The sequence below is a fragment of the Halobacillus litoralis genome (assembly GCF_009856415.1).
Classification (GTDB): domain Bacteria; phylum Bacillota; class Bacilli; order Bacillales; family Halobacillaceae; genus Halobacillus; species Halobacillus litoralis_C.
Genome location: NZ_WMEZ01000001.1, coordinates 532,029 through 556,927 on the forward strand (window position 1 = coordinate 532,029; position 24,899 = coordinate 556,927).

A 24,899-nucleotide genomic window follows, 5' to 3' on the forward strand; every position below is an offset into this window, starting at 1 on the left:
GAAATGAAACAAGCAACGATTGAATTTGAAAATGGAGAGAAAATGCTGATTGAACTTTACGATGAAGCAGCACCGAAAACGGTAGAGAATTTCGAGAAACTGGCCAATGATGAATTTTACGATGGATTGACATTCCACCGTGTCATCCCTGATTTCGTAATTCAGGGCGGGTGCCCGAAAGGAACAGGAACGGGTGGTCCTGGCTATACGATCAAATGTGAAACCGAAGGCAACCCTCACAAGCATGAGCGAGGATCCCTTTCCATGGCCCATGCTGGAAAAGATACAGGTGGAAGCCAATTCTTCGTCTGTCACTCTCCTCAGCCACACTTGGACGGCCGTCATACCGTATTCGGTAAAGTGGTAGAAGGCGTGGACACGGTCGATCGTGTTCGTGTCGGAGATGTGATGCAAAAGGTCCGCGTTGAGGACAAATAATCACTAAAAAGAGCCCTTCATGATTGTCACACTACTCGTATTGATTTTTTTAGTGGCACCTTTGAGTCTCTTCATCCATGAGCTTGGTCACCTTTTCCCAGGCCTGTACTTCAGGGCAGACCAGAGTGTCCTTCACCTTGGCCGGGGAAAAGTGATCGGGCAATGGAGAAAAGGCGGGATCCATGTGTACTTCCACCTTTTTTTCTTCCAGGGAGCTTACTCGGTGAATGAACGGAAACGTCCGTTCAAGGATTTCGAAGAAGCTTGGATCAGTATTGGCGGCCCTTTGTTCAATGCTATAACGGCTTTCGTTTTGTTCTTATGGTTTAAGGAACAAGGCGGTAACGTCCTCCGCATCTCTTTTCTTTTCAATATGTATCTTGCTCTCATGAACCTTGTTCCGTTTTCAATCAAAGGAAAAGATTCTGACGGCTATCGGCTTTGGTCGATTGTCAAACGGCGGTTTTTGAACAGGCTTGAATAATTTTGGGCTATGCTATATTCTATGTAGCGGGGTAAATCACAAAAAACCGGGGGCAACGTATAATGAAAATGAAAAATTGGATGCTGTTTACGCTTTTATCGTTGTTCAGCATCGGTTGGGGTTTATATTACTGGTTCGTCATCGTCATGTAAACTTGACATAAAGGTAGAATTAGACAATGATTGAAAGTAACAAATTTCTCTTTTCGATCCAACGGTCGATCATCTGGAACTCTAGGAAAGTTATTTTCATAATTGAGGGGTTAATATGTTAATTCGTTATAAAAAATCATTTGAAAAGATTGCGATGGGTTTGCTTTCTTTCATGCCTGAAGTTTCAGACGTCAAGACACTTCAGGAAATTATAAAGGAATACGATTCCAATCCGGATTGGAATCTATTTTTGTGGAAAGAGGAAGATATCCTCGGAGCGGTCGGCGTCCGTTTGGAAGATGGCAAAGCCGTCATCCAGCACGTATCCGTCAATCCTTCCCATCGTAACACTGGGATTGGAAGACAGATGATCCACCGTGTCCGTGATCACTTTAAAGATGAATGTCACGTATGCGCGGATGTGGCTACTGAATCATTCATCGAGAAATGTGATGAAGAAAGTGCCTCTTCACAGTTATAAAGAATAAGGAGGTGTCGATTTGCGACACCTCCTTTGTTTCGTTTTATCATTGAATTTAAAAGGACTCTTTTCTCCTTTTGTGTTTGAAAACAAGGGATTCATTGGACATGTCACTTGGAGACCCATAGGCAACACCCCATTGTTGGCATAGAAGATGGACTTCTTTAAGCAGTTCCATATCAATGATGGGCATATTCCAGCTGCGGTAAGGGACCCCATCATCCAAACGCGCTTCGAATTCTTCCAACTGTTTCTCCAGGCGTTCTCCATCCAAGCCGAGGAGTGGGAGTTCGTTCTCGTGGTCTCTTTTCTTTCTCAAACACCGTTTGACCAGAGTCCTTGCTCCATTTTGATTGCCTCTGCGATCATGGTACATAGCTACGGCGATTTGGATCAGCCAAACCCAGATGGAAGATCGGTTGCGAGGATCTACTTCTTTCCAGTATTCTTCAAGGACTTCATGACACTCAAAATAATCTCTCGTCCCGTGGAAATGTGCTAGGAATTCAATATAAGCTTTCGGATACATATCATTTATCCATTCCTTTGATCCAACCATGAGAAGCTTGGTTGTTGATTAAACAGGATCTTGTACTTCTACCTATAGTATAACTGAACAGAAGATATAAAACGAAAGACATTTATAGTCCTTAAATACATGCTGTCACAGCAGGGTATTTTTTGATACCATTATAAAAAGAACATTGGAACGTAAAGGAAGAATGATATGAAAAAAAGCTACCAAGTGAAAGTAGAAGGTTTTGAAGGACCTCTTGATCTTCTTTTACACCTGATCAATCGATACGAAGTCGATATCTATAATATACCCGTTTCCCAAATTACCGATCAGTACATGAACTACATCCATACGATGCAGGAGCTTGAGCTGGATCTCGCGAGCGAATACCTGGTCATGGCTGCTACCTTACTTGCCATGAAAAGTCAGATGCTTCTCCCTAATCAGAACATGGAAGATGAATTCGAAGATGGAGAGCTCGAAGATGACCCTCGCGAAGATCTGATGCGCCGTTTGATTGAATACCGTAAATATAAACAAGCGGCAGAGGAACTGAAGGAAAAAGAACTCGATGCCAACCGGATCTACACCCGTCCCCCTTTGAATATGGAAGGCTGGGAAGAAGAAATGCCGGAAGTACGCCCTGGCGAAGCTTCCGTTTACGATATGATTCAAGCGATGGGCAATCTATTAAAGCGGGCTAAAACAGAAAAGCCGCAGGAAGCGAAAGTCCGCAGAGATGAGATTCCTATCCAAATGAGAATGGAAGAAATTCTCGGTAGAATTGATGTTCAAGCAGGTGGCACTCCTTTTCATCAGCTATTTGAAAAACGAACACGACCACATATCGTCGTCACCTTCATCGCTTTACTTGAGTTGATGAAGAGCAATGACATCGTATGTATCCAACAACAACATTTTGATGAACTAATCGTATATAAGACGGAGGATGCACCATGGAGTTAGAAGACTACAAAGCGATAACCGAAGGCTTACTTTTTGCGGCCGGAGAAGAAGGAATCACAAAAAAGAAACTGACCAACCTACTGGAATTGGATACGAAAACGTTCAAATCTTTGATGGAAGAAATGATGAAAGACTATCAATCGAAAAACAGAGGTCTGACCATCATGGATTCGCAAGGAACGTTACATTTGACCACGAAGCCGGAGCATGCTTCCTATTACAAGCGTCTGTTGGATTCACCAGGGTCTACCAGGCTTTCGCAAGCGGCCCTTGAAACGCTCGCCATCATCGCCTATCAACAACCGATTACAAGAATAGAAGTCGATGATTTGAGAGGTGTCAAAAGTGACCGTGCTATCCAGACGCTTGTAAACCGTAGTTTGATTGAAGAAAAAGGCCGGAAAGATGCCATCGGACGTCCGATTTTATATGGAACGACCAAAGATTTTCTAATCTATTTCGGATTGACGTCCATTGAAGAACTTCCGCCTCTTTCTGAGCTCAAGCAGGGCGAAGGAGAGGAAGACGGAGAAGCCGATCTCTTCTTTGAAAAATTCAACGAAGACCCCTTCGCCGACGACTAAAAAGCTGTTCCCCACCAGGAACAGCTTTTTTCTATATAAGCTTCCTATTCTTGAAGGCTCGGTTTCGGGACTTTTGTTAAGTGGGTGGGGGCTCGGGGGATGACGCGCTTTTCGCGGGAGTGCAAAGAGGACCTACCGAATATCCATAAAGTATGCTTTACCTAGTTGAAATAATAAATGACTCTTCCTAGCCATGGATACGGGGTCAGGGAAACGACGATTTGCAGTGTTTAGGATCAGTCAGTAGAAAAACACACACGTTCATGTCTCCATTCGCTTTTCATGCGGACGTTTCCCAGACCCTGCTCCCTTGCCTTATTTGTGCAGTTTCTTTGGTTGAAACTACTATCATGTTGTAGCAAATGAAAGCTTCTTCACTAACATCGCTAGTTACTTTAAGAGGGGTTAGGAGAGACACATATGGCTAAGGGGCGGAGGGAAACGGTGAGACTCCTATGGGGTGTGCGGGACAGCTGAGACCCCGCAAGGCGTAGCCTGAGGAGGCTCAGCGCCCGCCCCATGGAAAGCGGACCTTTTACCGCAGCCCCTAAACTCACACAAAAGTATCGAAATAGAGTCTTACAGAATCCTGCCATATATTTTAAGAACTCTTATTGTGTTGCGCTTTTTACTATGGATGGATTTTCTATTACTCATAAGCTTGTACGCTTTTGCATAAGTTGAAGCAAATGATGTGAATAGGAGGAAGTCCTCTTGAGAAGGTTCTTTTATGTAGCTGTAGCCATGACTTTACTACTTCCAATCTTTATGGTGGATCAGGTAAAAGCGAATCCTAATATATCGGTATCTGCGGAGCGGGCCGTTCTGATGGATGCAGAATCAGGACGTGTGTTGTATGAAAAGAATGCCTATGATCCTACATTGATTGCAAGCACCACAAAGATCATGACCGCGATCATAGCGATTGAATCAGGAATGATGGAAGAGAAAGTGAAAGTTAGTAAAAGGGCCGTTTATACAGAAGGGTCCTCCATTTATTTGACGGAGAAAGAAAAAATTCCTTTGAAAGATCTAGTATATGGATTGATGCTGAGGTCTGGGAATGATTCAGCTGTAGCGATTGCCGAACATGTGGGCGGAAGTGTCGAAGGTTTTGTGCAGCTGATGAATGAAAAAGCGGCATGGCTAGGAATGAATAACAGCCATTTTGAAAATCCGCATGGCCTGGATGGAGAAACTCATTATTCAAGTGCTTATGATTTAGGTCTGCTCATGGCTTACTCCATGAAAAATGATACGTTCCGAGAAGTGACTGGCAGCGAAATGTATCGTTCGGAAAATCGTGAATACTCGTGGAAGAATAAGAATAAAATGCTGACCCAATATTATGAACCGACGAACGGTGGGAAAACCGGATTTACAAAAGCTGCTGGACGGACTTTGGTGACAAGTGCCCAAAAAGATGGCATGGAGCTTATTGCTGTTACTTTGAATGCTCCTGATGATTGGAATGACCATACAAGGATGTTCGAGTGGGGATTCGATAACTTCGAAACAGTGAAACTTCAAAGTGAAGGTACCGTTGAAGTGAACGGTCAATCTTTATATATTCCAAGAGATATCTATTATCCTCTCACTTTATCTGAAAAAGAAGATCTACAGGCAACTTTTTATCGTTATGATCAGCAGGGGCAGTCGAATTTAGCAGGTGTGACATACTTCATGATCGGACAAACACCGTTAGTTGAAGCCCCTGTTTGGAATGAACGCCCTTCTCAATCTTTCTTTTCAGAAGTGAAGAACTTCTTGAACAGGATGATGGGGGTTGCGCCATGGTCAACTTGATTTGGGCATTCCTTGCGATTACGGGAATCATCTATGCCGCTTTCAACGGTACGATGGAGGACGTGAATAAAGCGATATTTTCAACATTGGATGAGGCGATCATGATTACTCTGAGTCTTGCAGGAGTTCTCATTTTTTGGCTTGGACTAATGAAAATTGCTGAAGAGGCGGGCCTTCTTGCAGGCCTGGCGAAAATCTTCCGGCCTCTTGTCAAACGCATTTTTCCAGATATTCCAGAAGACCATCCTGCGCTCGGTTACATCCTGTCCAATATGACAGCGAATATGTTCGGTCTTGGCAATGCCGCTACGCCGATGGGGCTCAAAGCGATGAAGGAATTGAAAAAGCTGTCAGGATCGGATAAAGCGAGTCGATCGATGATCACACTCCTTGCCATCAACACTTCATCTCTCACTCTCGTTCCGACAACTGTAATTGCCATTCGGATGAAGTATGAATCCCAAGATCCGACTTCCATCGTAGGTGCTACCATTTTGGCTACCATCATTTCTACCATTGCCGCTTTATTGATTGACCGTTATTTTCATTATAAAAGGGAGAGGGCGATGCGCTTATGATCAGCATATGGCTCATCCCATCCATCATCTTACTTGTGCTGGTGACGGCAACCGTTAAGAAGGTGCCCTCTTACGAAGTATTTGTGGAAGGAAGTAAAGAGGGGATTCAAATTGCCATCAGTTTGCTTCCTTTTTTGTTGGGGATGATGGTGTCGATTGCTGTTTTCCAGGCATCTGGCGCGATGGGAGCCATCGTGAAATTGTTCGAACCTCTGATGTCTTTGGTTGGGGCACCAGCTGAAATTCTCCCTCTGGCGTTCATCCGGCCGATTTCAGGCACGGCCGCACTCAGTATGACGACAGAGCTGATCCGCACGTTTGGCCCTGACTCTTTTATCGGCTACCTCGCATCTGTCGTGCAGGGAAGTACCGATACGACGCTATATATTATCACGGTCTATTTCGGTGCCGTTGGGATCAAAAGAATGGGGGATGCTTTGAAAGTTGGACTCATGGCCGATTTGGTTGGTATAATAGCATCAATTGTCATTGTGATCATCCTATTTGGTTAATAGGGTGATTTTTTGTTCAAAACTTTATAGAATGTGTATAATGTAGAGGAACGGATGAGCCGCGCTTTGTGAGCGTGGCTCCATTTCATGAAAAAAAGTGATTTCAAAGAAAGTTGGTGACGGTCGTATGGCAGATATGGAACGACTACAAAAGGTGATCGCCCACGCAGGTGTCGCATCACGAAGAAAAGCAGAAAAATTGATTGTTGATGGCAAGGTGACGGTCAATGGAAAAGTAGTAACAGAATTAGGAACGAAGGTTGGTAAAAATGATGATGTTGAAGTAGAAGGAGTACCGATCGATAAAGAGGAGCCTGTCTACTATTTGTTATATAAACCACGCGGTGTCATTTCGAGTGTCAGTGATGATAAAGGACGTAAAGTAGTCACAGACTTTTTACCGGAAGTTAAGGAACGGATTTTCCCGATCGGCCGGCTGGATTATGATACATCTGGATTGATTTTGTTAACCAATGACGGAGAATTCGCTAACTTACTCATGCATCCAAGCCATGAAGTGGACAAAGTGTATATTGCAAAGACCAAAGGCATTCCTACGAAAGATCAACTGAAGCAGTTGAAGAAAGGGATGACCGTAGATGGAGAGTATTTGAAGGCTGTCCACGCTAAAGTCACCTCTACGGATTCGAAGAAGAATACGGCGATTGTACAAATCATTCTTCATGAAGGAAAGAACCGTCAAGTACGTCGTATGTTTGAATCGCTTGGATACCCTGTCGACAAATTGAAGCGTGAACGGTACGGAACACTGGACCTACACGGGATGAATGCAGGAGATTCCCGTCCATTGAAACCCTTTGAAGTGAAACAGCTACGTGCACTTGCTGATAAAACTGTTGAATAACGTTCAAATTTACAGCCTTCAATCAATGTTATAATGGGTTGGGAGTGAGTCATATGAAGGAAGAAACCATTCGGAAAAAAAGAAAGCGCCTCATCTTCAGAACAGCTATGCTAGCCGTGATGGTCGGACTTGTCGTGTTCGCTCTCGTCGCAAACGGCAAGGATGAACAATCGGTGATCGCCAAAGGGGAGAAAGCCCCTGACTTTCAATTGAAAAAATTCGGTACTGATGAGACCGTTCAATTGAGTGATCTGCGAGGAAAAGGTGTGATGGTCAACTTTTGGGCGACCTATTGTAAGCCGTGTAAAGATGAAATGCCTTATATGGAAGAGTTGTATCCGGAGTATAAAGAAAAAGGTGTCGAAATTCTAGCCGTCAATTTGGATTCGACCGAACTTGTGGTGGAGAATTTTGTGAACGAATACAATCTGAGCTTCCCTATTCTGCAAGACAAAAACGGAGAAGTGATGGATCTTTATAACATCGGTCCGATCCCTTCCACGCTATTCATCAATCCGGAAGGTGAAATTGAAGAGCAAGTCATCGGCCCGTTGACGTTGGACAAACTCGAAGGCCACTTGCAAAAGATTGCACCGGAGGAATAGAGTCTACTTGACATTGTGAGGTTTTACTATGAAAGAGATTACCTGTGAATGTGGTCATGTGAGTCCAGAAGGCACGGTCCTGTGTGAAGCTTGCGGGAAACCTGTGGAGCAGAACCAGCATATCGACGGCAATGAAGACAAAAAGCTGCTCAACATGCGCTATGATGGAAGTGCCCGCCGTTCACAAACCTATAATCGTACGATCGTGGATAAGGTATGGAATTTCTTTTCTTCGGTGAAGGTCGGGGTCACCCTGATCTTTATCACTGTCGTAGCATCTGCGATCGGAACGATCTTCCCTCAAGCCGTGTTTATTGGTGGCGCAGATCCTGCGACCCATTACAAGGATCAGTACGGGATAGCCGGGCAGATTTATTATCAACTCGGATTTCATGACCTTTTCAGCTCATGGTGGTATATGCTTCTCATTGCCATGATCGGCATATCCATCGTCATTGCATCGATTGATCGTTTCTTCCCGCTTTATAAAACGTTGAAAAGGCAGCAGCCGAAGCGTCATGAGCTTTTCATGAAAAAGCAGCGTGTGTTCGGGGAGACGAAGTCAGATTCCATCGATTATGAAGCATTCAAAACCAATTTGAAAAAAAGACGCTTCAAAGTTTATGAACAAGACGGCCACTTGCTGGCAGAGAAGAACCGCTTTGCAAGATGGGGGCCTTATGTCAATCATATCGGTCTTATTATTTTCCTATTAGGCGCTTTACTTAGGTTTATCCCTGCTTTCTATGTCGATGAACATGTTTGGGTAAGAGAAGGGGAGACAACACTAATCCCTGGCACAGAAGGCGAATACTATATTGAAAATCAGGCCTTTACTCTAGAAACCTATGATAAAGACGACCCGGAAGATGCGAAATTTAAAGAAGCTATTGAAAATCAGGATGGAGCGATCCCGAAAACGTTCCGGACGGACGCTGTCATTTATGAGCGGACAAATCAAGGAGTCGCGGGTGCTGATCCAGAGTTGGAAACAATAAAAGAAGGATCAGCCACGTTGAACAATCCATTGAAGTTTGATGATTTTGCCCTCTATCAGGCGAGTTATCAATTGGATGAATTCAGTGAAATGTCTTTCAAAATCCACGACAAGGATGATGAAGATACCAACTATGGCGAGTTTACCGTCGATTTGACGAACCCACAATCTACATACGAGTTGGACGAAGGGTTCCGGGTGGAAGTCGTAAACTATTTCCCTGAGTATGAAATGCAGGACGGTCAGCCGGCTTCTGTCTCCAAGTATCCGAAGAACCCAGCTTTCGTATTCAACCTTTATCCACCAGGTGAAGAAACACCGGAAACTAGTTTCCTAGGTATAGGGGCGAATATCGATGCGGGAGAAAACAACCAATATAAACTTGGTCTTACAGGCTTCGATACTCGGGATGTCACAGGTCTGACTGTCAAAAAAGATCATACATTAGGAATCATTTCTCTCGGAGGCGCGATCTTCATGATTGGTGTCATTCAGGGAATGTATTGGAACCATCGTCGAATCTGGCTACAGCCGAGATCAGACGGAGCCTGGATTGCGGGACATACGAATAAAAACTGGTACGCCTTGAGAATGGATATTGAAAAATCAATTGAAGGCACTCACATCGAGGCCCCTCAGGACCAGTATGAAATGAAATCATAGAGTCAGGAGGATGAAATATGGGAGATTGGACAGCCATAAGCGGCAATCTGCTCTATGCTGCTTTTTTCATCTATTTAATTGCGACCTTCTTCTTTGCAGGAACCATACGTGATAAAAAGAAAGGGAAGAGCCGCGTAGCAGGAAATATCGGAATCACGCTTGCGATTATCGGATTCGTAACTCAAATCGGTTATTTTATTACGAGGTGGTTTGCAAGCGGTCACGCTCCGATCAGTAACTTGTTTGAATACACGACGTTTTTTGGAATGATGCTTGTTTTCGCATTCATCGTTCTCTACTTTATTTACAGAGTGGATCTCTTAGGGTTATTTGCTTTACCGATTGCCTTACTACTGATTGCTTTCGCAAGCATGTTCCCGACGGAAATTTCACCTCTTGTCCCATCTTTGCAGTCCCATTGGTTATACATCCACGTAACCACAGCATCTCTTGGTCAAGGGATATTGTCGGTTAGTTTTGTCGCAGGCTTGATTTTCTTGATCAGCCAGGTGGACCAGAGCAAGCGCTCCAAACATACGGTTTGGCTCGAGTTTGTCATTTATGTCATTGCCGTGACGCTTGCGTTCATCATTGTTTCTTCGTCCTTCAGTGCGATGAATTACGAAGCGACTTTTGAGGCACCGATTGAAGGACAACAAGTGGAGATTACGTACAACATGCCAGCCATTGCTGGACCTTATCAAGGGGAATTGATAAGTGAAGATGGCATGTCCCCATTGTTCCAAGCACCGGAATGGATGCGCGGGGAGGATGCGGCGAAGAAGTTCAACACCTTCCTATGGGCACTTCTTGGTGGTGTCATCCTATACTGGGGTACAAGGCTGATCTTAAGAAAACGGATCGCTGCTGCTATTCAGCCATTCCTGAACAAAAAAGTGAATCCTGAGCTTGTCGATGAAGTATCTTACCGTGCCGTGGCCATCGGTTTCCCTGTGTTTACATTGGGAGCACTGATTTTTGCCATGATTTGGGCTCAGCAAGCCTGGGATAGGTTCTGGGGATGGGATCCGAAAGAAGTGTGGGCACTAATTACTTTCTTCTTCTATGCCGCCTACCTTCATTTACGTCTATCCAGAGGCTGGCAGGGAATGAAGTCCGCGTGGCTTGCAGTCGGAGGCTTTGGAATCATCATGTTCAATTTGATTGCGGTCAACTTAATTATTTCCGGCTTACATTCTTATGCATAAAAAACAAAAGGCAGGCGAGATTTCTTTGAACTCCGCCTGCCCTTTGTGTAAAGAATAAATGTAATGAACCCATAAGAGTATTATTTCTATGATGTGGAGGTTTTTAAATGGATCAAGAAGCGAAAGTGTTAGTCGTGGATGATGAAGAACGTATCCGCCGCCTGATTCGCATGTACCTGGAGAGAGAGGAATATGTCGTTGATGAAGCGGAAGATGGGGAAGAAGCCTTGCAGAAAGCACTTCAGAATGAATATGATGTGATCCTGCTTGACTTGATGCTTCCTGGAAAAGATGGGATTGAAGTATGTAAAGAGCTGCGTGAGAAGAAAGCTACTCCAGTGATCATGCTTACGGCCAAAGGGGAAGAAGCCAATCGCGTGCAAGGGTTTGAAGTGGGTACGGATGACTATATCGTTAAACCTTTCAGTCCTAGAGAAGTCGTTTTACGCGTGAAGGCGCTCCTGCGACGTTCTTCTTCAACGAAGTTTTTAGAAACGGAAACATCCGCCCGTAACGTTCTTGTTTTCCCCCACATGACGATCGATAATGACGCCCACCGTGTGACTGCGGATGGAAAGGAAGTGGCCCTGACACCGAAAGAGTATGAACTTCTTCACTATATGGCACAGTCTCCGGATAAAGTCTTTGACAGAGAACAATTGCTGAAAGAGGTATGGCAATATGAGTTTTTCGGAGATCTTCGGACGGTTGATACCCATGTCAAACGACTCCGGGAAAAATTGAGCAAAGTTTCTGCAGAAGCAGCAGGGATGATTGTTACGGTATGGGGAATCGGCTATAAGTTCGAGGTATCTGGTGACTGATGTTCTGGCGTAGTGTAGTCGGGAAGTTATGGTTCACTATCTTACTATTGGTTTGCTTTGTCCTCTTTATTTTGACGGTTCTTCTCCTCGAGTTTTTTCAAAACTATCATGTCGTAGAAGCAGAAAGACATTTGCTGCAAACGGCGGACCGAATCTCAGACGTGGTGGACCGCTATGAGCAAGAGGAAGACCTCTTACTTTCAACGACAGCCCTTGTCAAAGATCCGGCAAGTCGAGCTGTCATTGTAAATGGAGAGGATGAACCACTGGTTTCGGAAAGTAATTCCGATTCTCTGCCCGTGCTGGATTATGCATGGTTTAAAAATGACGAAGATACAGCCACCGTTTTGAATGAAGGCGCAGATGTCAAAAAAGTTGCCGATCTAGGAAATGGTGAGACGGGAGTCATGGTTGTCGGAACCCCGCTTAATAACCAGGACGGAGCTGTCTTTGTCTATCAATCCCTGGATACGATTGAAGAAACGTCCGAACAGACGACGAAAATCATTTTCCTTGGTGCAGGAATTGCCATCGTCTTAACGACCATCTTCGCTTTCTTCCTATCGACGCGTATCACGGCTCCTTTAATTAAAATGAGAGAAGGGGCACTTGAACTTGCCAAAGGCGAGTTCAACACGAAAATACCGATACGAACGCACGATGAAATCGGAGAATTAGCGATGGCATTTAACCGGATGGGCAGGGAGTTGAAGTTTCATATCAACGCTTTGAACCAGGAAAAAGAACAACTTTCAGGAATTTTGAGATCAATGGCCGATGGCGTCATTACGTTTAATCGTGAGGGCGATGTCCTCATTTCCAATCCACCTGCCCAACAATATTTAGAAGCCTATGAGTTCGAAAAGAACGGTTCATCTGCCTCCGCTGATCAGACGTCCCTTCCAGAACCCTTGAGGGATTTGTTCAACGATGTCATCACGGATGAGAATGAATCTATGATCGAGATGACGTTACAAGGCAGGTCCTGGGTGATCATCATGACGCCTTTGTATGATAAAGAAAAAGTACGTGGAGCTGTCGCTGTCCTTCGGGATATGACGGAAGAGAGAAGACTGAACAAGCTCCGCAAAGACTTTATCGCTAATGTATCCCACGAACTACGAACCCCGATTTCCATGCTTCAAGGGTATAGTGAAGCCATCGTGGATGACATTGCGGAATCAAAAGAAGACAAAAATGAACTGGCCCAAATCATCCATGACGAGTCGCTCAGGATCGGTCGACTAGTCAACGAGCTGTTGGATATAGCAAGAATGGAAGCGGGACATATTCAATTGAATGAAGAATCCGTTGAAATGGAGCCTTATTTGCACAAAATCATTCGGAAGTTCAGTGGAATTGCCAAAGAAAAAGAAGTTGACATAAACCTGAGGGTTGAAGGAGAGTTCGGGTTTCTCGATTTCGACCCTGACCGTATTGAACAAGTGTTTACGAATTTGATCGATAACGCGATTCGCCATTCCGATCCAGGCAGTGAGGTCCAGGTGATTCTTGAAAAAGATGAGAAGGAATGGATTGCAAGTGTCAAGGACTCTGGGTATGGAATCGCCGAGGAAGACCTTCCTTTTGTATTTGAGCGTTTCTATAAAGCAGATAAATCGAGAAAGCGTGAAAATAAAAATTATAAAAAAGGCACAGGTCTCGGGTTGGCGATTGCGAAAAACATTGTCGAAGCCCACGAAGGGACCATCAGTGTGCATAGCAAGTTGAAAGAGGGAACGACCTTCACTTTTAAAATCCCTTTTTCTAAAAAGGAAAAATAATGTTGCTATATTCGGAAAATTGATGTAATCTTGTTTATGGAAACTTCATATGAAGAGGATTCAGGTGTCTGAAAAGACTTGATAGGGAATCTGGTGGAAAACCAGAACTGTCCTCGCAACTGTAAGTGTAGACGAAAAGGAAATTCCACTGTACCGCTGGGTATGGGAAGGGTCCTGATTAGGATGACGCACAAGTCAGTAGACCTGCCTGATCCATTGTTTCAAAGCTTCGGGGATTGAGCATTTGAGACAACCGATCGGTATGACGTGGAACGTAGATCTTATCCTTTCGTTTGTCTTAAGCTTACCCTTGTAGAAGGGTAAGCTTTTTTGTGGTAGGAAAGAATTTTACGATTTCTACATACATGTCACCTGGGTTGTCTTCGCTTTTCTCTCCTCCTAGCCGTGAAATACAAAGAAAAGGGAGAGATTGTCATGGAAAAATGGAAGACTGTTTTAACAGCCATGATCTTAGCTGTTGCCGTACTAGCTGGATGTGGAGCACAAGAAGAAAAGGAATCATCCGCTACTCAGGAAGAACAAGTACAGGAAGTTACTGTTCAAGTACAGGTATCTAAAAACGATGGCGAAGAAATGATGGCAGAAGATGAAATAACGGTAGAAAAAGGAACCACCCTCATGGAAGTCATGGAAGATAATTATGAAGTAGAACAAACAGAAGGATTCATCAACAGTATTGAAGGGATCGCTGGCAACCAAGAAGAAAAAATGGCTTGGATGTACACCATTAACGGTGAAGAAGCCATGGTGGGAGCCAACGAGTACGAAGTAGAGGATGGAGACGAGATCGTCTTTGACTATCAATCTTGGGAATGATGAGTAATGAATACCTATAAACTGACATTGATTGCCATGCTCGCCTCCTTGGCCATTGCTGGAAGAATGGCTTTAGCCCATTTCCCGAACATCCAGCCGGTGACTGCGATTATCATTATCGCTGGTTTCTGGCTCGGACCTAGTGCAGGGATCCTCATTGCGTTGCTGACGACCTTCGTATCCAACGTGTTGTTGGGTATGGGCATATGGACGATTTGGCAAATCATAGCCTGGTCAATCATAGGCATTGGCGCTGGCCTGTTAGGTAAGTTTTGGGCGAAATTGCCATCCTGGGGTCTTTCCATCTATGGCTTTATCAGCGGACTCTTCTTCGGCGTCATTCTTTCCTTGACGATGCGGGCAGCGGGACAGCCATTTTGGGCCTATTATTTAGCAGGACTCCCAATGGATATCAACCATGCCATATCGAATACCGTGTTCATATTGGCTCTATCTCCAATACTCGGAACACTTTTCCAACGTTACGAAAAAAGAAACGCCATATCGAAAGTATCTTAGCTACCCGAACAAGGGTAGCTTTTTTGTTCCCTTAACCCTTTCGTTTATTAAAGTTAATGGCAGGATGGTGTAAGACTCAGTTTCGATATAATCGGTGTTCGTTTGCCGTATTGAGAATCAGGGGTGGTGGGGAAGCAACTCGTCCAGCTCCATCGCCCAAACACTTGCGTCATAAGCAGAACAGCAAAGGAATGAAAAGGCACATTCCGTTGCTGTTCTGTTTATGCCAGTCGTGTCTACCAGGGCGATTCCGCATTTGAACACTTTCCTGTGGGGGAGTGGCAAGCTTCTTCGGGCTAACGCCATGCGGGATCTCGCCTTCCTTTCTCCCGCGGGAGTCTCGCAGCTTCCCAACCACCCATTCGATGAGTGTGAAAAACGAACCCCCGATACTTAGAAGAGACGTCTTCCAACCTCATTGTACAGGAGTTATAAAAGCGCGCTGTAACCTCATTTCAATGGCGAACCCACTGACTTCTGCATTTCCGGCAACCCCCATCCACTCAACAAAAGTCTCGAAACTGAGTCTTCAAGAATAGGGAGCTTTAGTTGAAGTTGGGATAGAGGTATTGGGCAGGTGATTTTCTTTTGAAAACGCGGTTCCTTTTTCTTTTTTTGCATATTAAGATAGATAGTGTAACTTTTTACATACATAAAACGACTATTAAAGTGACCCGGGAGGTACCACCATTGCGAACGTTCTTTGATGAACTATACGAAAACTATCACCATGACCTGTTTCAGTTTCTCATCTATATGGTCAAGGACAGAAGTCTTGCTGAGGACTTGGTTCAGGATGTGTATGTGAGGGTCATGAAATCATACGATTCATTCAGTGGAAAAAGCTCTGAGAAAACCTGGTTGTTTTCCATAGCCAGGCACGTAGCGATTGATTATTTCCGCAAACAAAAAAGAAAGAGGAACCGCTTCATGGAGTTCTTTGATTGGTCAGAGAGAGGCGAAGAAATCAAAGATCAGAATAAAATGCCTGAAGAGATTGCCGTACAGAATGATGAAATCCAACGCGTTTATCAGGCTTTGGACAAATGTACGGTCGATCAACGGAGTGTGTTGGTTTTTCGTTTCATTCAAGGCATGTCCATAAAAGAAACAGCAGAAATTTTAAGCTGGAGTGAGAGTAAAGTGAAGACGACTCAACATCGAGCCATGAAAGCTCTTAAGGGGATACTTGAAGACATGGAAGAGGGGAGGGGAGACCGTGAAGAAGCGTAATGACGAAGATATCAAAAAAGTTTTAGGGAAACTCCCTTCTGTAGAAGACCGCCAATCGAAAGAAATGCTTTACCAAAAGGTTTCATCACGAGTAAATACACCAAAAAGGAAAGTGGCTCCATGGCTGTTTCCTGGCTTAGCTACGATTGCCGTTTTACTGGTGCTGGCCGTATTCATTCCTGTCTTTTTCAGTAACAGTGGAATGCTTACCGTGGAAGATTCTGCCGATCGTTCAAATGAGAGTGCAGAATCCTCGTCGGCGACTGAAGAAGCCACTCCTTCCTTTGATTCATCTACATCGGAGAGTGAAGAAGAAAGCGCTGAAATAAAGAAAGCTGAACCTTCTAGCGAGGATAAAGAGCTCCCTCCTGAAGAAAACATAGAATCTTCAGAGCAAGAGAAAGAAGCAAAGCATGAAGAGACACAAAAAGAGTCTGAAACAGAGCTTGATTCACTGGTTTTAATGAGTGAAGAAGGCGGCTTTGAGACGGTGTCTTATCCAGGGAAGAATGCTGAAGTCATCCTTCCTACTCTCCAAAAGCAGCAGGATTCCAACGCCTTCTCCCCAGAAAGGTATGGTTTAGCTGAGAGAGCTGTTGGAGAACTGGAATATGAAGTGGACGAAACAGAAGGTTCGGCTGTCGTTACGTTTCCTGATGGTTTCACCGCTAGTGGCTCTGCGTGGGTAAGCGCGATCATTGAAAGCATTCGTTGGGACTTGGAAAAGTTTCAACTGGAAAAAATATCGTTGCAAACCGAGTCCGGTAACCCTGTCGGTTTAGGTAGTTACGGAGAAATGTCCGAAGTTCCTGTCATACAAGAAGGAGAGTACATCTTTCAATTGTATCAATATGAAGGATCTTCAGAACGTTTCCTAGCTCCAATTTCTGTCGATGGTTCCCCGACGTTCCAGGACGCTCTCTCTTTGATGAAAGAAAAGGGGAGAGGTCTCTATGTGAGCCCGGCGATACCAGAACATGTACAGTTCACTTCAACGACAGAAGAGGATGCATTGGTGAATGTAAATCTTCAACATGAAGCATGGGCTAGTGAGCAACAGCTTTTGACGATGATTGAAGCGATCCTGGTGACAGCCGGACATTTTGGCTTTGAAAAAGTCAAGTTCAATGGTATGAATGTTAGAGAGTTTTCCACCTATGATCTTGAAGAGCCGATTGAAGTTCCAGAAAGAATCAATCCGATTGTTGAATAATGGCCTGGAACCTTCTGCAGCATTTGCAGAAGGTTCTTTTTTATCATTTAGAGAATGAATGCCTGCTCGAGGGGAAAAGCCATTAACCTTCGTGGAAGGAGGTAGCCTTCTCCTGTCCTGATTCTAACTGTGTCCGTTCGCAACAGAGCCTTTGTTCTAGGATTGTCCCTCTCGCTCATGTTAAAATAAAGGAACGTAGAAAAGGGGACGATAGGTTATGGATAAACACGAAGTGCGGAAACAGGTGTCTGACAAAATAAAACTGATCCGTGTTGAGCATGGATATACGCAGGACAGGATGGCAGAAATCCTCGGATTATCTAAGAAGACACTTGTCCAAATTGAAAAACAAAGGACGTTGGCAGGCTGGACGACAGTGGTCGCGGTATGTGCTCTTTTTCAAGAGAGCGATGTTTTGAAAGGGATATTAGGTGATGCCCCTGTAGAAATCGTGGAAACCATTGCCCATGAGCAAGTGGAACCTCAAGGGAAGAAGACACTTGGTGGAAAGGTGTGGTGGCAGACCATCGCAGAAGGAGAAAACTACATCCTCCAGCAAAATTTGATCAGTCATCACTATAGAATCATTGATTCAGAAGATTATCGTATGTTCTCTACGATTGACCGGACAGAGGCGGAAATCCGTTTTGAAGAACTCGTCAAATAAAAAAGCCCCTTTCGTAAGGGGCTTCTAATCAAAAGATGCATCACTCTTCGTATTTCAAAGGGTCCCCATGAAATGGAGCGGAAGAGATCTTTATAGAATCTGTGGGACACCCTTCCAATGCATCCTCCATATCCTCTTCGTACAGCTCAGGAACCTCTTCTGTTCCCTCATTATCATCAAGGACCACATAAGCGATTCCTTCATCGTCGTAATCATATAGATCAGGGGCAGCAGCACCACAAGCCCCGCAGGCAATGCAGGTCTCTTTATCTACGATTGTATACTTGGCCATAAAACGACCTCCTTCATGAGACTTTCTATATGGTCGAGGCATTGATTACATAAGTACACCGTTCATTGTAAATCGCAAGGGAATGGTTTTCAACTAAACCATGTTGAACAAGCAGGAAAAGGGGGGATGAAGATGTTCGATCATGTGGTTTTAACATGTGTGGATCGATTCAGGGGGGAGCGGACCGTCTCCGGCATTTATCATTTACTGACAGGCAAGCGGTCATCACAAACATTACAGGATGCCAAGGGGTACGAGCTTGACAGGCTTTTTGGTATCTATCCATCACTAAAACGTGAACAATTGGAAAGGCATGCTCAAGCACTGGTTCAGGACGGGCTTATTCAAATCAATGAACAATCTTTCCCTACCATAACTTCGGGAGGGGCTGAACAATTGTCTTCGTTCCCGGTTGATGAGCTTAAACACTTTGAGGGGATGGTCTGGCATGGAGTGATCCCCACATTCGTAAAAAGAGTCTACCTTTTATTACAAATGATGGCGAACTCCAATGCTGGCATTCACCATTATGTACCGATCGTGGATGATTATGGCACACAACAATGGGTGCGAACGGTCTATCATCAATTTCAGGATAAATTACCGAAGATGGTGGAATCGATGTATGAAGAAATTCATCATTTACTTAAAAAACACCCCTCGAATCAAGCGGACCTGTTCGCCTATCGTTTAACAGGGGGAGGCATCATCGGCATGACGATCGATCAGCTCAAGCGAGAGTTCGGTTTGAATGGGGGAGATGTAGAGCTCATGCTGCAACATACCCACTATTATTTATTTCTTGAATCCAAGAAAAAAAAGGATCAGTATCCTGTCCTGCATCTCTGTACAAAAGGGCTCGATGCGACACACTTGATTACAAGGTCCGCAAGAAAGACGTACCAATATATTCAACAAGGCTTGAGCCTGCAAGAAATTATGAATATACGACGATTGAAAAAAAGCACGATCCAAGACCACATTGTAGAATCAGCTTTGATCATCCCGGATTTTTCGATAGCTTCTTTTTTGAGTGAGCAAGACGTACAAGAGATAAATAAAATGGGAATCCAAATGAACACAAAAAAGCTGAAGCAAATCCATGAAGCCTTAAATGGAAAGTATGATTATTTCGAATTGCGCCTCGCATTAGCGAAAGGACAGCACGCAATCAAGGAAGGTATGACGTAGGATGAGGCATGATCTAGATTCGATTTTGAAAGAGAATTTTGGATTTAATGAATTTCGGGAAGGACAGAAAGAAGTGATTACAGATGTCCTCGAAGGTGAAGATGTATTAGGAATTCTACCTACCGGAACAGGGAAATCGCTATGCTATCAACTTCCTGCCAAGGTCCTTGGTGGAACAACACTTGTCGTTTCTCCACTCATATCATTGATGGTGGATCAGGTGAAGCAATTAAAGGCTACCGGATATAAGGCGGTCACTGCTGTGAATAGCTTCATGGATCAGCCTGAAAGAAATGCTGTATTAAAGAACCTTGATCAATACTCTCTCGTCTACATTTCACCGGAAATGTTGCAGAACGACTGGTTGCAGCATCGATTAAAACGTATGCGTGTCCATCTCTTTGTTATAGACGAAGCCCACTGCATCTCTCAGTGGGGGCATGAGTTCAGAACCGATTATCTCAAGCTCCATCAGATCATCGAAAACCTCGGTCATCCGACCGTGATGGCCTTGAGTGCGACAGCGACACCTGAGGTACAGCGAGATATCATGGAAAAGCTGAAACTTCCTCATATGAAAAAAAGAATCTATCCGATGGATAAACAAAACATTAGTTTCGCTGTTGAAGAATGCACAAGTCCAGAAGAAAAAACGGATCGAATCGTACAAGTGCTAGAGAAGAACCAGGCGCCGACGATGATCTATTTTTCAAGCCGGCAGTGGGCGGAAAAGGTCAGTTTTGAACTTAGGGAACGTTTGAACCAAAGAGTCGCCTTTTACCATGGAGGCATGGAACAAACGGATCGAATGCTGGTCCAACAGCAATTCATGAACAATCAATTGGATGTCATTTGTTGTACGAGTGCCTTCGGTATGGGCGTAGACAAAAAAGACATACGAATCGTTATCCACTTTCATTTGCCCCCTCAATTAGAATCCTTTATCCAGGAAGTTGGCAGAGCAGGACGGGACGGGGGAGCAGCTGCCAGTCTCCTGCTATTTACGCGTCAGGACCATTACCTTCCTCAAAGGCTCATACAAAGCGAACTTCCGGAAAAAAATGACCTTCAGCAGGTGTTTTCCTTTTTAAAGAAAAAGCAAGGAGAAGAGATTCCGGAAGATGATGGCATGATCGAACGCTTTGAATTATCCGAATCACAATGGAACTTTATCAAGTTTCAATTAGAAGAAGAGGGGGCGTTACAAGAAGGGAAATTAGTAGGGGTGACGCCTGAACTCATACAGGAGATCCATCGCTTTTTAGAGGAGAGATGGATGTATAAACACAACAAACTGAATGAAATGTTGAAATGGATTCATGTATCCGACTGCCGGAGAAAAGCGTTGTACCAACCGTTTCAGGACATGATCCGAGAGCCTACCGTCCCGTGTTGTGATGGATGTGACTTCAGCATGGATGATTTATCTTTCCAAGAGGAGAGACAAACGTATGATACATTCAGCTGGGAAGATCGGTTGAAAATGATTTTTAAACAAGGAGCCGGCTTATGAAACGGAAGAGTCAATCAGAATTGATTTTGGAAATGAACGACCGCGAAATCACACTACAATTGGTTCTAACTCAGTTGAGTATACTGATTCTCGCTCTCATTGGCAGTGTCTTTCTTTTTGATGCCTTTTGGGCCGATTGGCGTAGTCAAATTGATTTTCATGTGAACGAGCTGCTGGTTTATGGGGTGATACCAGGACTTATGGTGCTTCTCATCGACCTTTTTCTCGTGTATCGTTTACCTCAAAGGATGTACGATGATGGTGGTATAAATGTCAAAGTTTTTAAGAATCGCTCCAGTATAAGTATTATCGGAATTACTTTGTTGGTAGCGGTTAGTGAGGAAATGTTGTTCCGTGGGGTGCTGCACGCAGAGTTTGGATATATTGTTGCAAGTATCCTCTTTGCCGTTATGCATATCCGGTATTTAACGAAAATCGTGTTATTGGTTTCGGTATTATTCGTCAGTTTCTTTATCGGTTATATGTATGAGCTGACTGGTAATTTATTGGTGACGATCTTTGCACATTTCCTTATTGATGTCGTATTAGCCTTTTGGATACGTTTCGGAAAATGGGGGGAAACCGATGAGTGAACAGCGATCAACTGAAGACCAACCGGAAAAGTCGAGGGGATATTCAGAGGATGTCGGGTTTGAAAAGGAAGAATTAGATGTTCTCGAACTGCCACCAAGAAAAGATGTTCATGAGGGCAGCAAAGAAAAGACAAGGTGGAGGTTGAATACGATATGGATGCGTTTCCTTTTCGTGGTTCTCCTGATCTTAATCGTTGTGATCCTTTCCTATCCTTACTGGGACGAGTGGTTCGGACAAACGTTTCAAAAGCCTGCTCTCTTAGAAGAAACGCCCTACCATGAACAAATCACGGTAGAGCGGTAAGTTTTAGAAAAATTGTTTTCGATCCTTTTCAAACTTAAGTATTTCGACTGCTTCTCTGAATCTTTGGGAATGAACCACCTCTCGTTCACGCAAAAATTTCAGACTGTCATTCAAGCACGGGTCATCCGACATGTTGATGATCCACTGATAGGTCGCTCTGGCTTTCTCCTCAGCAGCTATATCCTCATAAAGGTCAGCAATCGGATCTCCTTTTGCCTGAATATAAGTGGCCGTCCATGGGCTCCCGGCTGCGTTGTTGTAATACAAGGCATGATCGTGATTGGCATAGTGGGCGCCTAGTCCAGCCGCTTTCATTTGTTCTGGGGTCGCATCTTTCGTAAGTTTATAGATCATCGTTGCAATCATTTCCAAGTGGGCGAATTCCTCAGTTCCGATATCTGTCAAAAGCCCAATCACTTTATCCGGTATACTATACCGTTGGTTCAAATAACGAAGGGCTGCGGATAATTCGCCGTCCGCTCCTCCATACTGTTCGATCAAATATTTCGCAAGCCTCGGATTGCATTCCGTAACTTTTACAGGATATTGTAACTTCTTTTCATAATACCACATAAGCGCCCTCCTATTTCCTTCATGAATGAAGGGTTATAATTGCCATGGCCAAGGACTGTCTCCCCAATTCCATGGGTACCCTGAAAAACTGGCTCCATACTGCCTTAAAGGCCCGAACCGTTGCTCATAGGCAGATTTCAGATCCCTGCTTTCAACTGCAAGCTGATTGAACTGCTGGATCGCCTGGGTGTCTTGGGGATGGGTATCCAGGTAAAGCGTAAGTTCCACCAAAGCAAAATCCACCATCTGAATTTTTTCCATTAATGCATACCGCTCTTTTGCAGGATTGGCCGCTTGCTTCATCGCTTTGCTCCTTTCTCTAAAGGTGTAGGGTATGGATCATACAATGCCGGCCAAAGGGTTCCTTTATACAACGCTTTTTGAATAGGGAATTGTTGCAGATTTGGAGGCTGAAATCCCAAGTAAAGGTTAGGTGGTGTTTGGTAACAAACCGTCCCTCTTGGCGGACAAGGATCAAAAGGGCCGTGGTAAGGCTGGTAGCATTTGATGGGTGTGTACATCCTAAATCACATCCTTTTCCTTGGAATTTTATGTGCCCCTTTCTTGTCCTATTCGATCTATGCAGGATATTCGCAGGCTGATGGCGAAATTGTTACCGTGCAAATCAAAAGAAGAGGTGAGTGTATGTTTGTTAAAGGAATTATGAAGCCCGCCCACAAATCCTTCACGGCGGAATCATCTGCTTCGCTTTCAGAAGTTTTGAACGTGCTTGATGAGAAAGATATTGAAGCCATGCCTGTCTTAAAGTCAGGACAGTTTACGGGGATGATTTCTAAGGAAATCATATTCCGGACTTATTTTTATTCAGAAGAAGAGATGGATCGGAAAACGTTTCTTCGTGAAACCACTGCTGGTGATGTTGCCATGTATGAGGGGTTTTATATTCATGATGAAGAGGTTTTTGAACATACACTGCCATTGTTCAAGGGTTTTTCCGTGCTGGCAGTCGTCAACGAATCCAAGAAATTTCTTGGACTGGTCACAAGATTTGATGTCATTGAACAGTTCGAAAGTGCGTTCGGTGTCAAAAAACAGGGAGTAAGGATTGCTTTCACTTCCGAAGAGTCCTCAGGGAGGATTGAAAGACTTGGGGATATTATTAAGAGTTATCATGAGAACGTCATTTCACTTGCTACTTTTGATGAAACGGATAAGCTTGCGAGAAGAATAGTGTTGAAGATTGAAGACAATGACAATATTGAAGCATTTACAAAGAAACTTGAAAAGACGGGTTTCAGGATTTTAAGCGTAAAGAATGTGTAAGGGAATCCTTTCCTAGAAACATAAAATTGTGCCATATGATTGAAACCAAACCGCTCATGATTATATATCCTGAGCGGTTTTTCTTATACTCCATTTAGTGCATCCTATTGGTTGTGTTACTTTTTGTAGGATTGAACCTTAAAGGGTATACTTGCGAGCCAGGCGATGAATAGAATCACCAGCTCTATAAATGTCTTTGAACTCTCTAGAAGCTTTGAAATCAATGCTAATGGACCATACCTTAAATAAATCCTTCCTTCCGTTTTTGAACGATGGAGCGGAAGGGTTTCCTGAGATTAAGTTTTATTCGATCGGGGCGTTTGTGATAATATAAGAGTTCTAATACGATGATGAGGAGGTGTTCAGATGGTGTGGGTGCTGCTATTCGTCCTCTTAGGTGGAGGAATCCTGTTAGGTTATATGTATTTTTTGTCAGAAAACGATCATTTACAAGAAAAGCAATTGCCTTGTAGGGGTTTGGTTGCGAACCAAAGGATTCACCTATTATTCATTAGTGATATACATAATCGAAAATTGAAGGAAGCGACGTTCCAAAAAATTCGCTCCGTCGATCTTGTGATCATCGGGGGTGATTTTGTAGATAAAAGGACATCTTATGAACGTTTCATGCACAACCTATCCATATTAAAGCAATGGGGGGCTCCGATCTATTTCGTCCCTGGGAATAATGATCACGAGTGGAAGTATGGATCATTTTTGGATGACTTGATAAAAGAAGAAGTCATTCCCCTTTCAAATGAGGATGCCTACGTGGAGTTGCCAAACGGAACGCCTGTGGTGTTAAGTGCTTTAGATCCTTATTTTATGAAACCAAACCGAAATGCTTCCTACATAGAGGATGGAAAGTGTCTGCAGATTCTTTGTGTACATGATCCGTATGTGTTTAAACGAATGAACCATGAGTCAAAAGGAAGGTTTGATATGGTTTTATGTGGTCATACCCATGGTGGGCAAATCCGGTTGTTTGGCTTCGGACCCTATGAACGGGGTGGGTGGAAGATGGATGGCAACCAGTCCTTTCTTGTTAGCGAGGGGTATGGAACATCTTTATTCCCTCTCCGTTTAGGGACGAAAGCAGAAATCCACTGGATAGAATTGACCTCGGAAAAGTAAATGAATTTCCAAAGCATATAGGGAGAATATTGAAATTTTACACGCATTCTTGTCATCCTATATAATAGAGGAAAATGGACGG

Annotated in this window: 30 protein-coding genes and 1 riboswitch; of the genes, 25 read left to right on the forward strand and 5 right to left on the reverse strand. The window is 43.9% G+C overall.

Annotation, left to right across the window (positions count from 1 at the left end; all coding sequences use genetic code 11):
- The first annotated feature begins 3 nt into the window (after window positions 1–3).
- From GLV98_RS02880 to GLV98_RS02890, 3 genes are all read left to right on the forward strand, one after another.
- Complete coding sequence (locus GLV98_RS02880) at window positions 4–438, forward strand: peptidylprolyl isomerase (RefSeq protein WP_160911913.1); 435 nt, start codon at window positions 4–6, stop codon at window positions 436–438.
- A 19-nt stretch (window positions 439–457) separates the two neighbouring features.
- Window positions 458–922 (forward strand): site-2 protease family protein, encoded by a 465-nt coding sequence (locus tag GLV98_RS02885; protein WP_160911915.1) that lies wholly within the window; start codon window positions 458–460, stop codon window positions 920–922.
- Window positions 923–1,189: 267 nt separating this feature from the next.
- Window positions 1,190–1,555 (forward strand): GNAT family N-acetyltransferase, encoded by a 366-nt coding sequence (locus GLV98_RS02890; protein WP_160911917.1) that lies wholly within the window; start codon window positions 1,190–1,192, stop codon window positions 1,553–1,555.
- A gap of 55 nt (window positions 1,556–1,610) precedes the next feature.
- Here the strand turns inward: GLV98_RS02890 and GLV98_RS02895 are convergent, their stop codons facing one another.
- Window positions 1,611–2,084, reverse strand: a complete 474-nt coding sequence (locus GLV98_RS02895; protein ID WP_160911919.1) for a DUF309 domain-containing protein — start codon at window positions 2,082–2,084, stop codon at window positions 1,611–1,613.
- Window positions 2,085–2,282: 198 nt separating this feature from the next.
- On the opposite strand from GLV98_RS02895, the gene GLV98_RS02900 reads away from it, so the two are divergent.
- The 16 genes from GLV98_RS02900 to GLV98_RS02975 all read left to right on the forward strand — a co-directional run bounded on the left by GLV98_RS02900 (window position 2,283) and on the right by GLV98_RS02975 (window position 17,933).
- A complete protein-coding gene (locus GLV98_RS02900; RefSeq protein WP_160911921.1) occupies window positions 2,283–3,038 on the forward strand; it encodes a segregation/condensation protein A in 756 nt (251 codons plus the stop codon).
- Window positions 3,029–3,622, forward strand: coding sequence for an SMC-Scp complex subunit ScpB (gene scpB, locus GLV98_RS02905; RefSeq protein ID WP_160911923.1), 594 nt, complete (start codon window positions 3,029–3,031; stop codon window positions 3,620–3,622). The genes GLV98_RS02900 and scpB overlap by 10 nt, the downstream gene beginning before the upstream one ends.
- 744 nt (window positions 3,623–4,366) lie before the next feature.
- Window positions 4,367–5,428, forward strand: a complete 1,062-nt coding sequence (locus tag GLV98_RS02910) for a D-alanyl-D-alanine carboxypeptidase family protein (RefSeq protein WP_160912932.1) — start codon at window positions 4,367–4,369, stop codon at window positions 5,426–5,428.
- Complete coding sequence (locus tag GLV98_RS02915) at window positions 5,416–6,006, forward strand: nucleoside recognition domain-containing protein (RefSeq protein WP_160911925.1); 591 nt, start codon at window positions 5,416–5,418, stop codon at window positions 6,004–6,006. The genes GLV98_RS02910 and GLV98_RS02915 overlap by 13 nt, the downstream gene beginning before the upstream one ends.
- Complete coding sequence (locus GLV98_RS02920) at window positions 6,003–6,518, forward strand: spore maturation protein (protein ID WP_160911927.1); 516 nt, start codon at window positions 6,003–6,005, stop codon at window positions 6,516–6,518. Before GLV98_RS02915 ends, GLV98_RS02920 begins: the two co-directional genes overlap by 4 nt.
- A gap of 136 nt (window positions 6,519–6,654) precedes the next feature.
- Window positions 6,655–7,383, forward strand: coding sequence for a pseudouridine synthase (locus tag GLV98_RS02925; protein ID WP_160912934.1), 729 nt, complete (start codon window positions 6,655–6,657; stop codon window positions 7,381–7,383).
- 53 nt (window positions 7,384–7,436) lie between these two features.
- Entirely contained in the window at window positions 7,437–7,988 is a 552-nt protein-coding gene (resA, locus tag GLV98_RS02930) for a thiol-disulfide oxidoreductase ResA (protein WP_160911929.1), read from the forward strand.
- A gap of 28 nt (window positions 7,989–8,016) precedes the next feature.
- The gene (resB, locus tag GLV98_RS02935) at window positions 8,017–9,648 is read left to right on the forward strand and encodes a cytochrome c biogenesis protein ResB (protein WP_160911931.1); all 1,632 of its coding nucleotides are present in this window, start codon (window positions 8,017–8,019) and stop codon (window positions 9,646–9,648) included.
- A gap of 17 nt (window positions 9,649–9,665) precedes the next feature.
- The gene (ccsB, locus tag GLV98_RS02940; RefSeq protein WP_160911933.1) at window positions 9,666–10,856 is read left to right on the forward strand and encodes a c-type cytochrome biogenesis protein CcsB; all 1,191 of its coding nucleotides are present in this window, start codon (window positions 9,666–9,668) and stop codon (window positions 10,854–10,856) included.
- Between the two features lie 107 nt (window positions 10,857–10,963).
- Window positions 10,964–11,680 carry a response regulator transcription factor gene (locus GLV98_RS02945; protein ID WP_160911935.1) on the forward strand — a complete coding sequence of 239 codons (717 nt, stop codon included), beginning with the start codon at window positions 10,964–10,966 and terminating at the stop codon, window positions 11,678–11,680.
- The gene (locus GLV98_RS02950; RefSeq protein ID WP_202409883.1) at window positions 11,680–13,464 is read left to right on the forward strand and encodes an ATP-binding protein; all 1,785 of its coding nucleotides are present in this window, start codon (window positions 11,680–11,682) and stop codon (window positions 13,462–13,464) included. The genes GLV98_RS02945 and GLV98_RS02950 overlap by 1 nt, the downstream gene beginning before the upstream one ends.
- Window positions 13,465–13,509: 45 nt before the next feature.
- Window positions 13,510–13,690: riboswitch (cobalamin riboswitch) on the forward strand.
- 209 nt (window positions 13,691–13,899) lie between these two features.
- On the forward strand, window positions 13,900–14,301 hold the full coding sequence (locus GLV98_RS02955) for a DUF4430 domain-containing protein (RefSeq protein WP_160911937.1): 402 nt from the start codon (window positions 13,900–13,902) through the stop codon (window positions 14,299–14,301).
- Window positions 14,302–14,307: 6 nt separating this feature from the next.
- Window positions 14,308–14,820, forward strand: a complete 513-nt coding sequence (locus GLV98_RS02960) for an ECF transporter S component (RefSeq protein ID WP_160911939.1) — start codon at window positions 14,308–14,310, stop codon at window positions 14,818–14,820.
- A gap of 690 nt (window positions 14,821–15,510) precedes the next feature.
- Window positions 15,511–16,053, forward strand: a complete 543-nt coding sequence (gene sigX, locus GLV98_RS02965; protein WP_160911942.1) for an RNA polymerase sigma factor SigX — start codon at window positions 15,511–15,513, stop codon at window positions 16,051–16,053.
- The gene (locus tag GLV98_RS02970; RefSeq protein ID WP_160911944.1) at window positions 16,040–17,266 is read left to right on the forward strand and encodes a hypothetical protein; all 1,227 of its coding nucleotides are present in this window, start codon (window positions 16,040–16,042) and stop codon (window positions 17,264–17,266) included. The genes sigX and GLV98_RS02970 overlap by 14 nt, the downstream gene beginning before the upstream one ends.
- Window positions 17,267–17,483: 217 nt before the next feature.
- A complete protein-coding gene (locus GLV98_RS02975) occupies window positions 17,484–17,933 on the forward strand; it encodes a helix-turn-helix transcriptional regulator (RefSeq protein ID WP_160911946.1) in 450 nt (149 codons plus the stop codon).
- A 40-nt stretch (window positions 17,934–17,973) separates the two neighbouring features.
- Here the strand turns inward: GLV98_RS02975 and GLV98_RS02980 are convergent, their stop codons facing one another.
- Window positions 17,974–18,225 (reverse strand): ferredoxin, encoded by a 252-nt coding sequence (locus GLV98_RS02980; RefSeq protein WP_160911949.1) that lies wholly within the window; start codon window positions 18,223–18,225, stop codon window positions 17,974–17,976.
- A gap of 132 nt (window positions 18,226–18,357) precedes the next feature.
- Here GLV98_RS02980 and GLV98_RS02985 point away from each other — a divergent pair, with 132 nt between their 5' ends.
- From GLV98_RS02985 to GLV98_RS03000, 4 genes are read left to right on the forward strand one after another with little or no spacing between them, the layout of a single operon-like run.
- Window positions 18,358–19,416, forward strand: coding sequence for a helix-turn-helix domain-containing protein (locus GLV98_RS02985; RefSeq protein ID WP_160911951.1), 1,059 nt, complete (start codon window positions 18,358–18,360; stop codon window positions 19,414–19,416).
- 1 nt (window position 19,417) lies between these two features.
- On the forward strand, window positions 19,418–20,929 hold the full coding sequence (locus tag GLV98_RS02990; RefSeq protein ID WP_160911953.1) for a RecQ family ATP-dependent DNA helicase: 1,512 nt from the start codon (window positions 19,418–19,420) through the stop codon (window positions 20,927–20,929).
- A complete protein-coding gene (locus GLV98_RS02995) occupies window positions 20,926–21,522 on the forward strand; it encodes a CPBP family intramembrane glutamic endopeptidase (protein ID WP_160911955.1) in 597 nt (198 codons plus the stop codon). Before GLV98_RS02990 ends, GLV98_RS02995 begins: the two co-directional genes overlap by 4 nt.
- On the forward strand, window positions 21,515–21,826 hold the full coding sequence (locus GLV98_RS03000) for a hypothetical protein (RefSeq protein WP_160911957.1): 312 nt from the start codon (window positions 21,515–21,517) through the stop codon (window positions 21,824–21,826). The genes GLV98_RS02995 and GLV98_RS03000 overlap by 8 nt, the downstream gene beginning before the upstream one ends.
- Before the next feature lie 3 nt (window positions 21,827–21,829).
- On the opposite strand, the gene GLV98_RS03005 is transcribed toward GLV98_RS03000, so the two are convergent.
- The 3 genes from GLV98_RS03005 to GLV98_RS03015 are packed head-to-tail and all read right to left on the reverse strand — an operon-like array spanning window position 21,830 to window position 22,920.
- Entirely contained in the window at window positions 21,830–22,399 is a 570-nt protein-coding gene (locus tag GLV98_RS03005; protein ID WP_115823721.1) for a manganese catalase family protein, read from the reverse strand.
- 33 nt (window positions 22,400–22,432) lie between these two features.
- The gene (locus tag GLV98_RS03010) at window positions 22,433–22,702 is read right to left on the reverse strand and encodes a spore coat protein CotJB (RefSeq protein WP_160911959.1); all 270 of its coding nucleotides are present in this window, start codon (window positions 22,700–22,702) and stop codon (window positions 22,433–22,435) included.
- Window positions 22,699–22,920 (reverse strand): spore coat associated protein CotJA, encoded by a 222-nt coding sequence (locus GLV98_RS03015; protein ID WP_160911961.1) that lies wholly within the window; start codon window positions 22,918–22,920, stop codon window positions 22,699–22,701. The genes GLV98_RS03010 and GLV98_RS03015 overlap by 4 nt, the downstream gene beginning before the upstream one ends.
- Window positions 22,921–23,044: 124 nt before the next feature.
- Between GLV98_RS03015 and GLV98_RS03020 the strand changes: the two genes are divergently transcribed.
- Together GLV98_RS03020 and GLV98_RS03025 are read left to right on the forward strand one after the other, a co-directional pair.
- Window positions 23,045–23,683 (forward strand): HPP family protein, encoded by a 639-nt coding sequence (locus GLV98_RS03020; protein WP_160911963.1) that lies wholly within the window; start codon window positions 23,045–23,047, stop codon window positions 23,681–23,683.
- 366 nt (window positions 23,684–24,049) lie between these two features.
- Window positions 24,050–24,817 (forward strand): metallophosphoesterase, encoded by a 768-nt coding sequence (locus GLV98_RS03025; protein WP_160911965.1) that lies wholly within the window; start codon window positions 24,050–24,052, stop codon window positions 24,815–24,817.
- Window positions 24,818–24,899 lie beyond the last annotated feature (82 nt).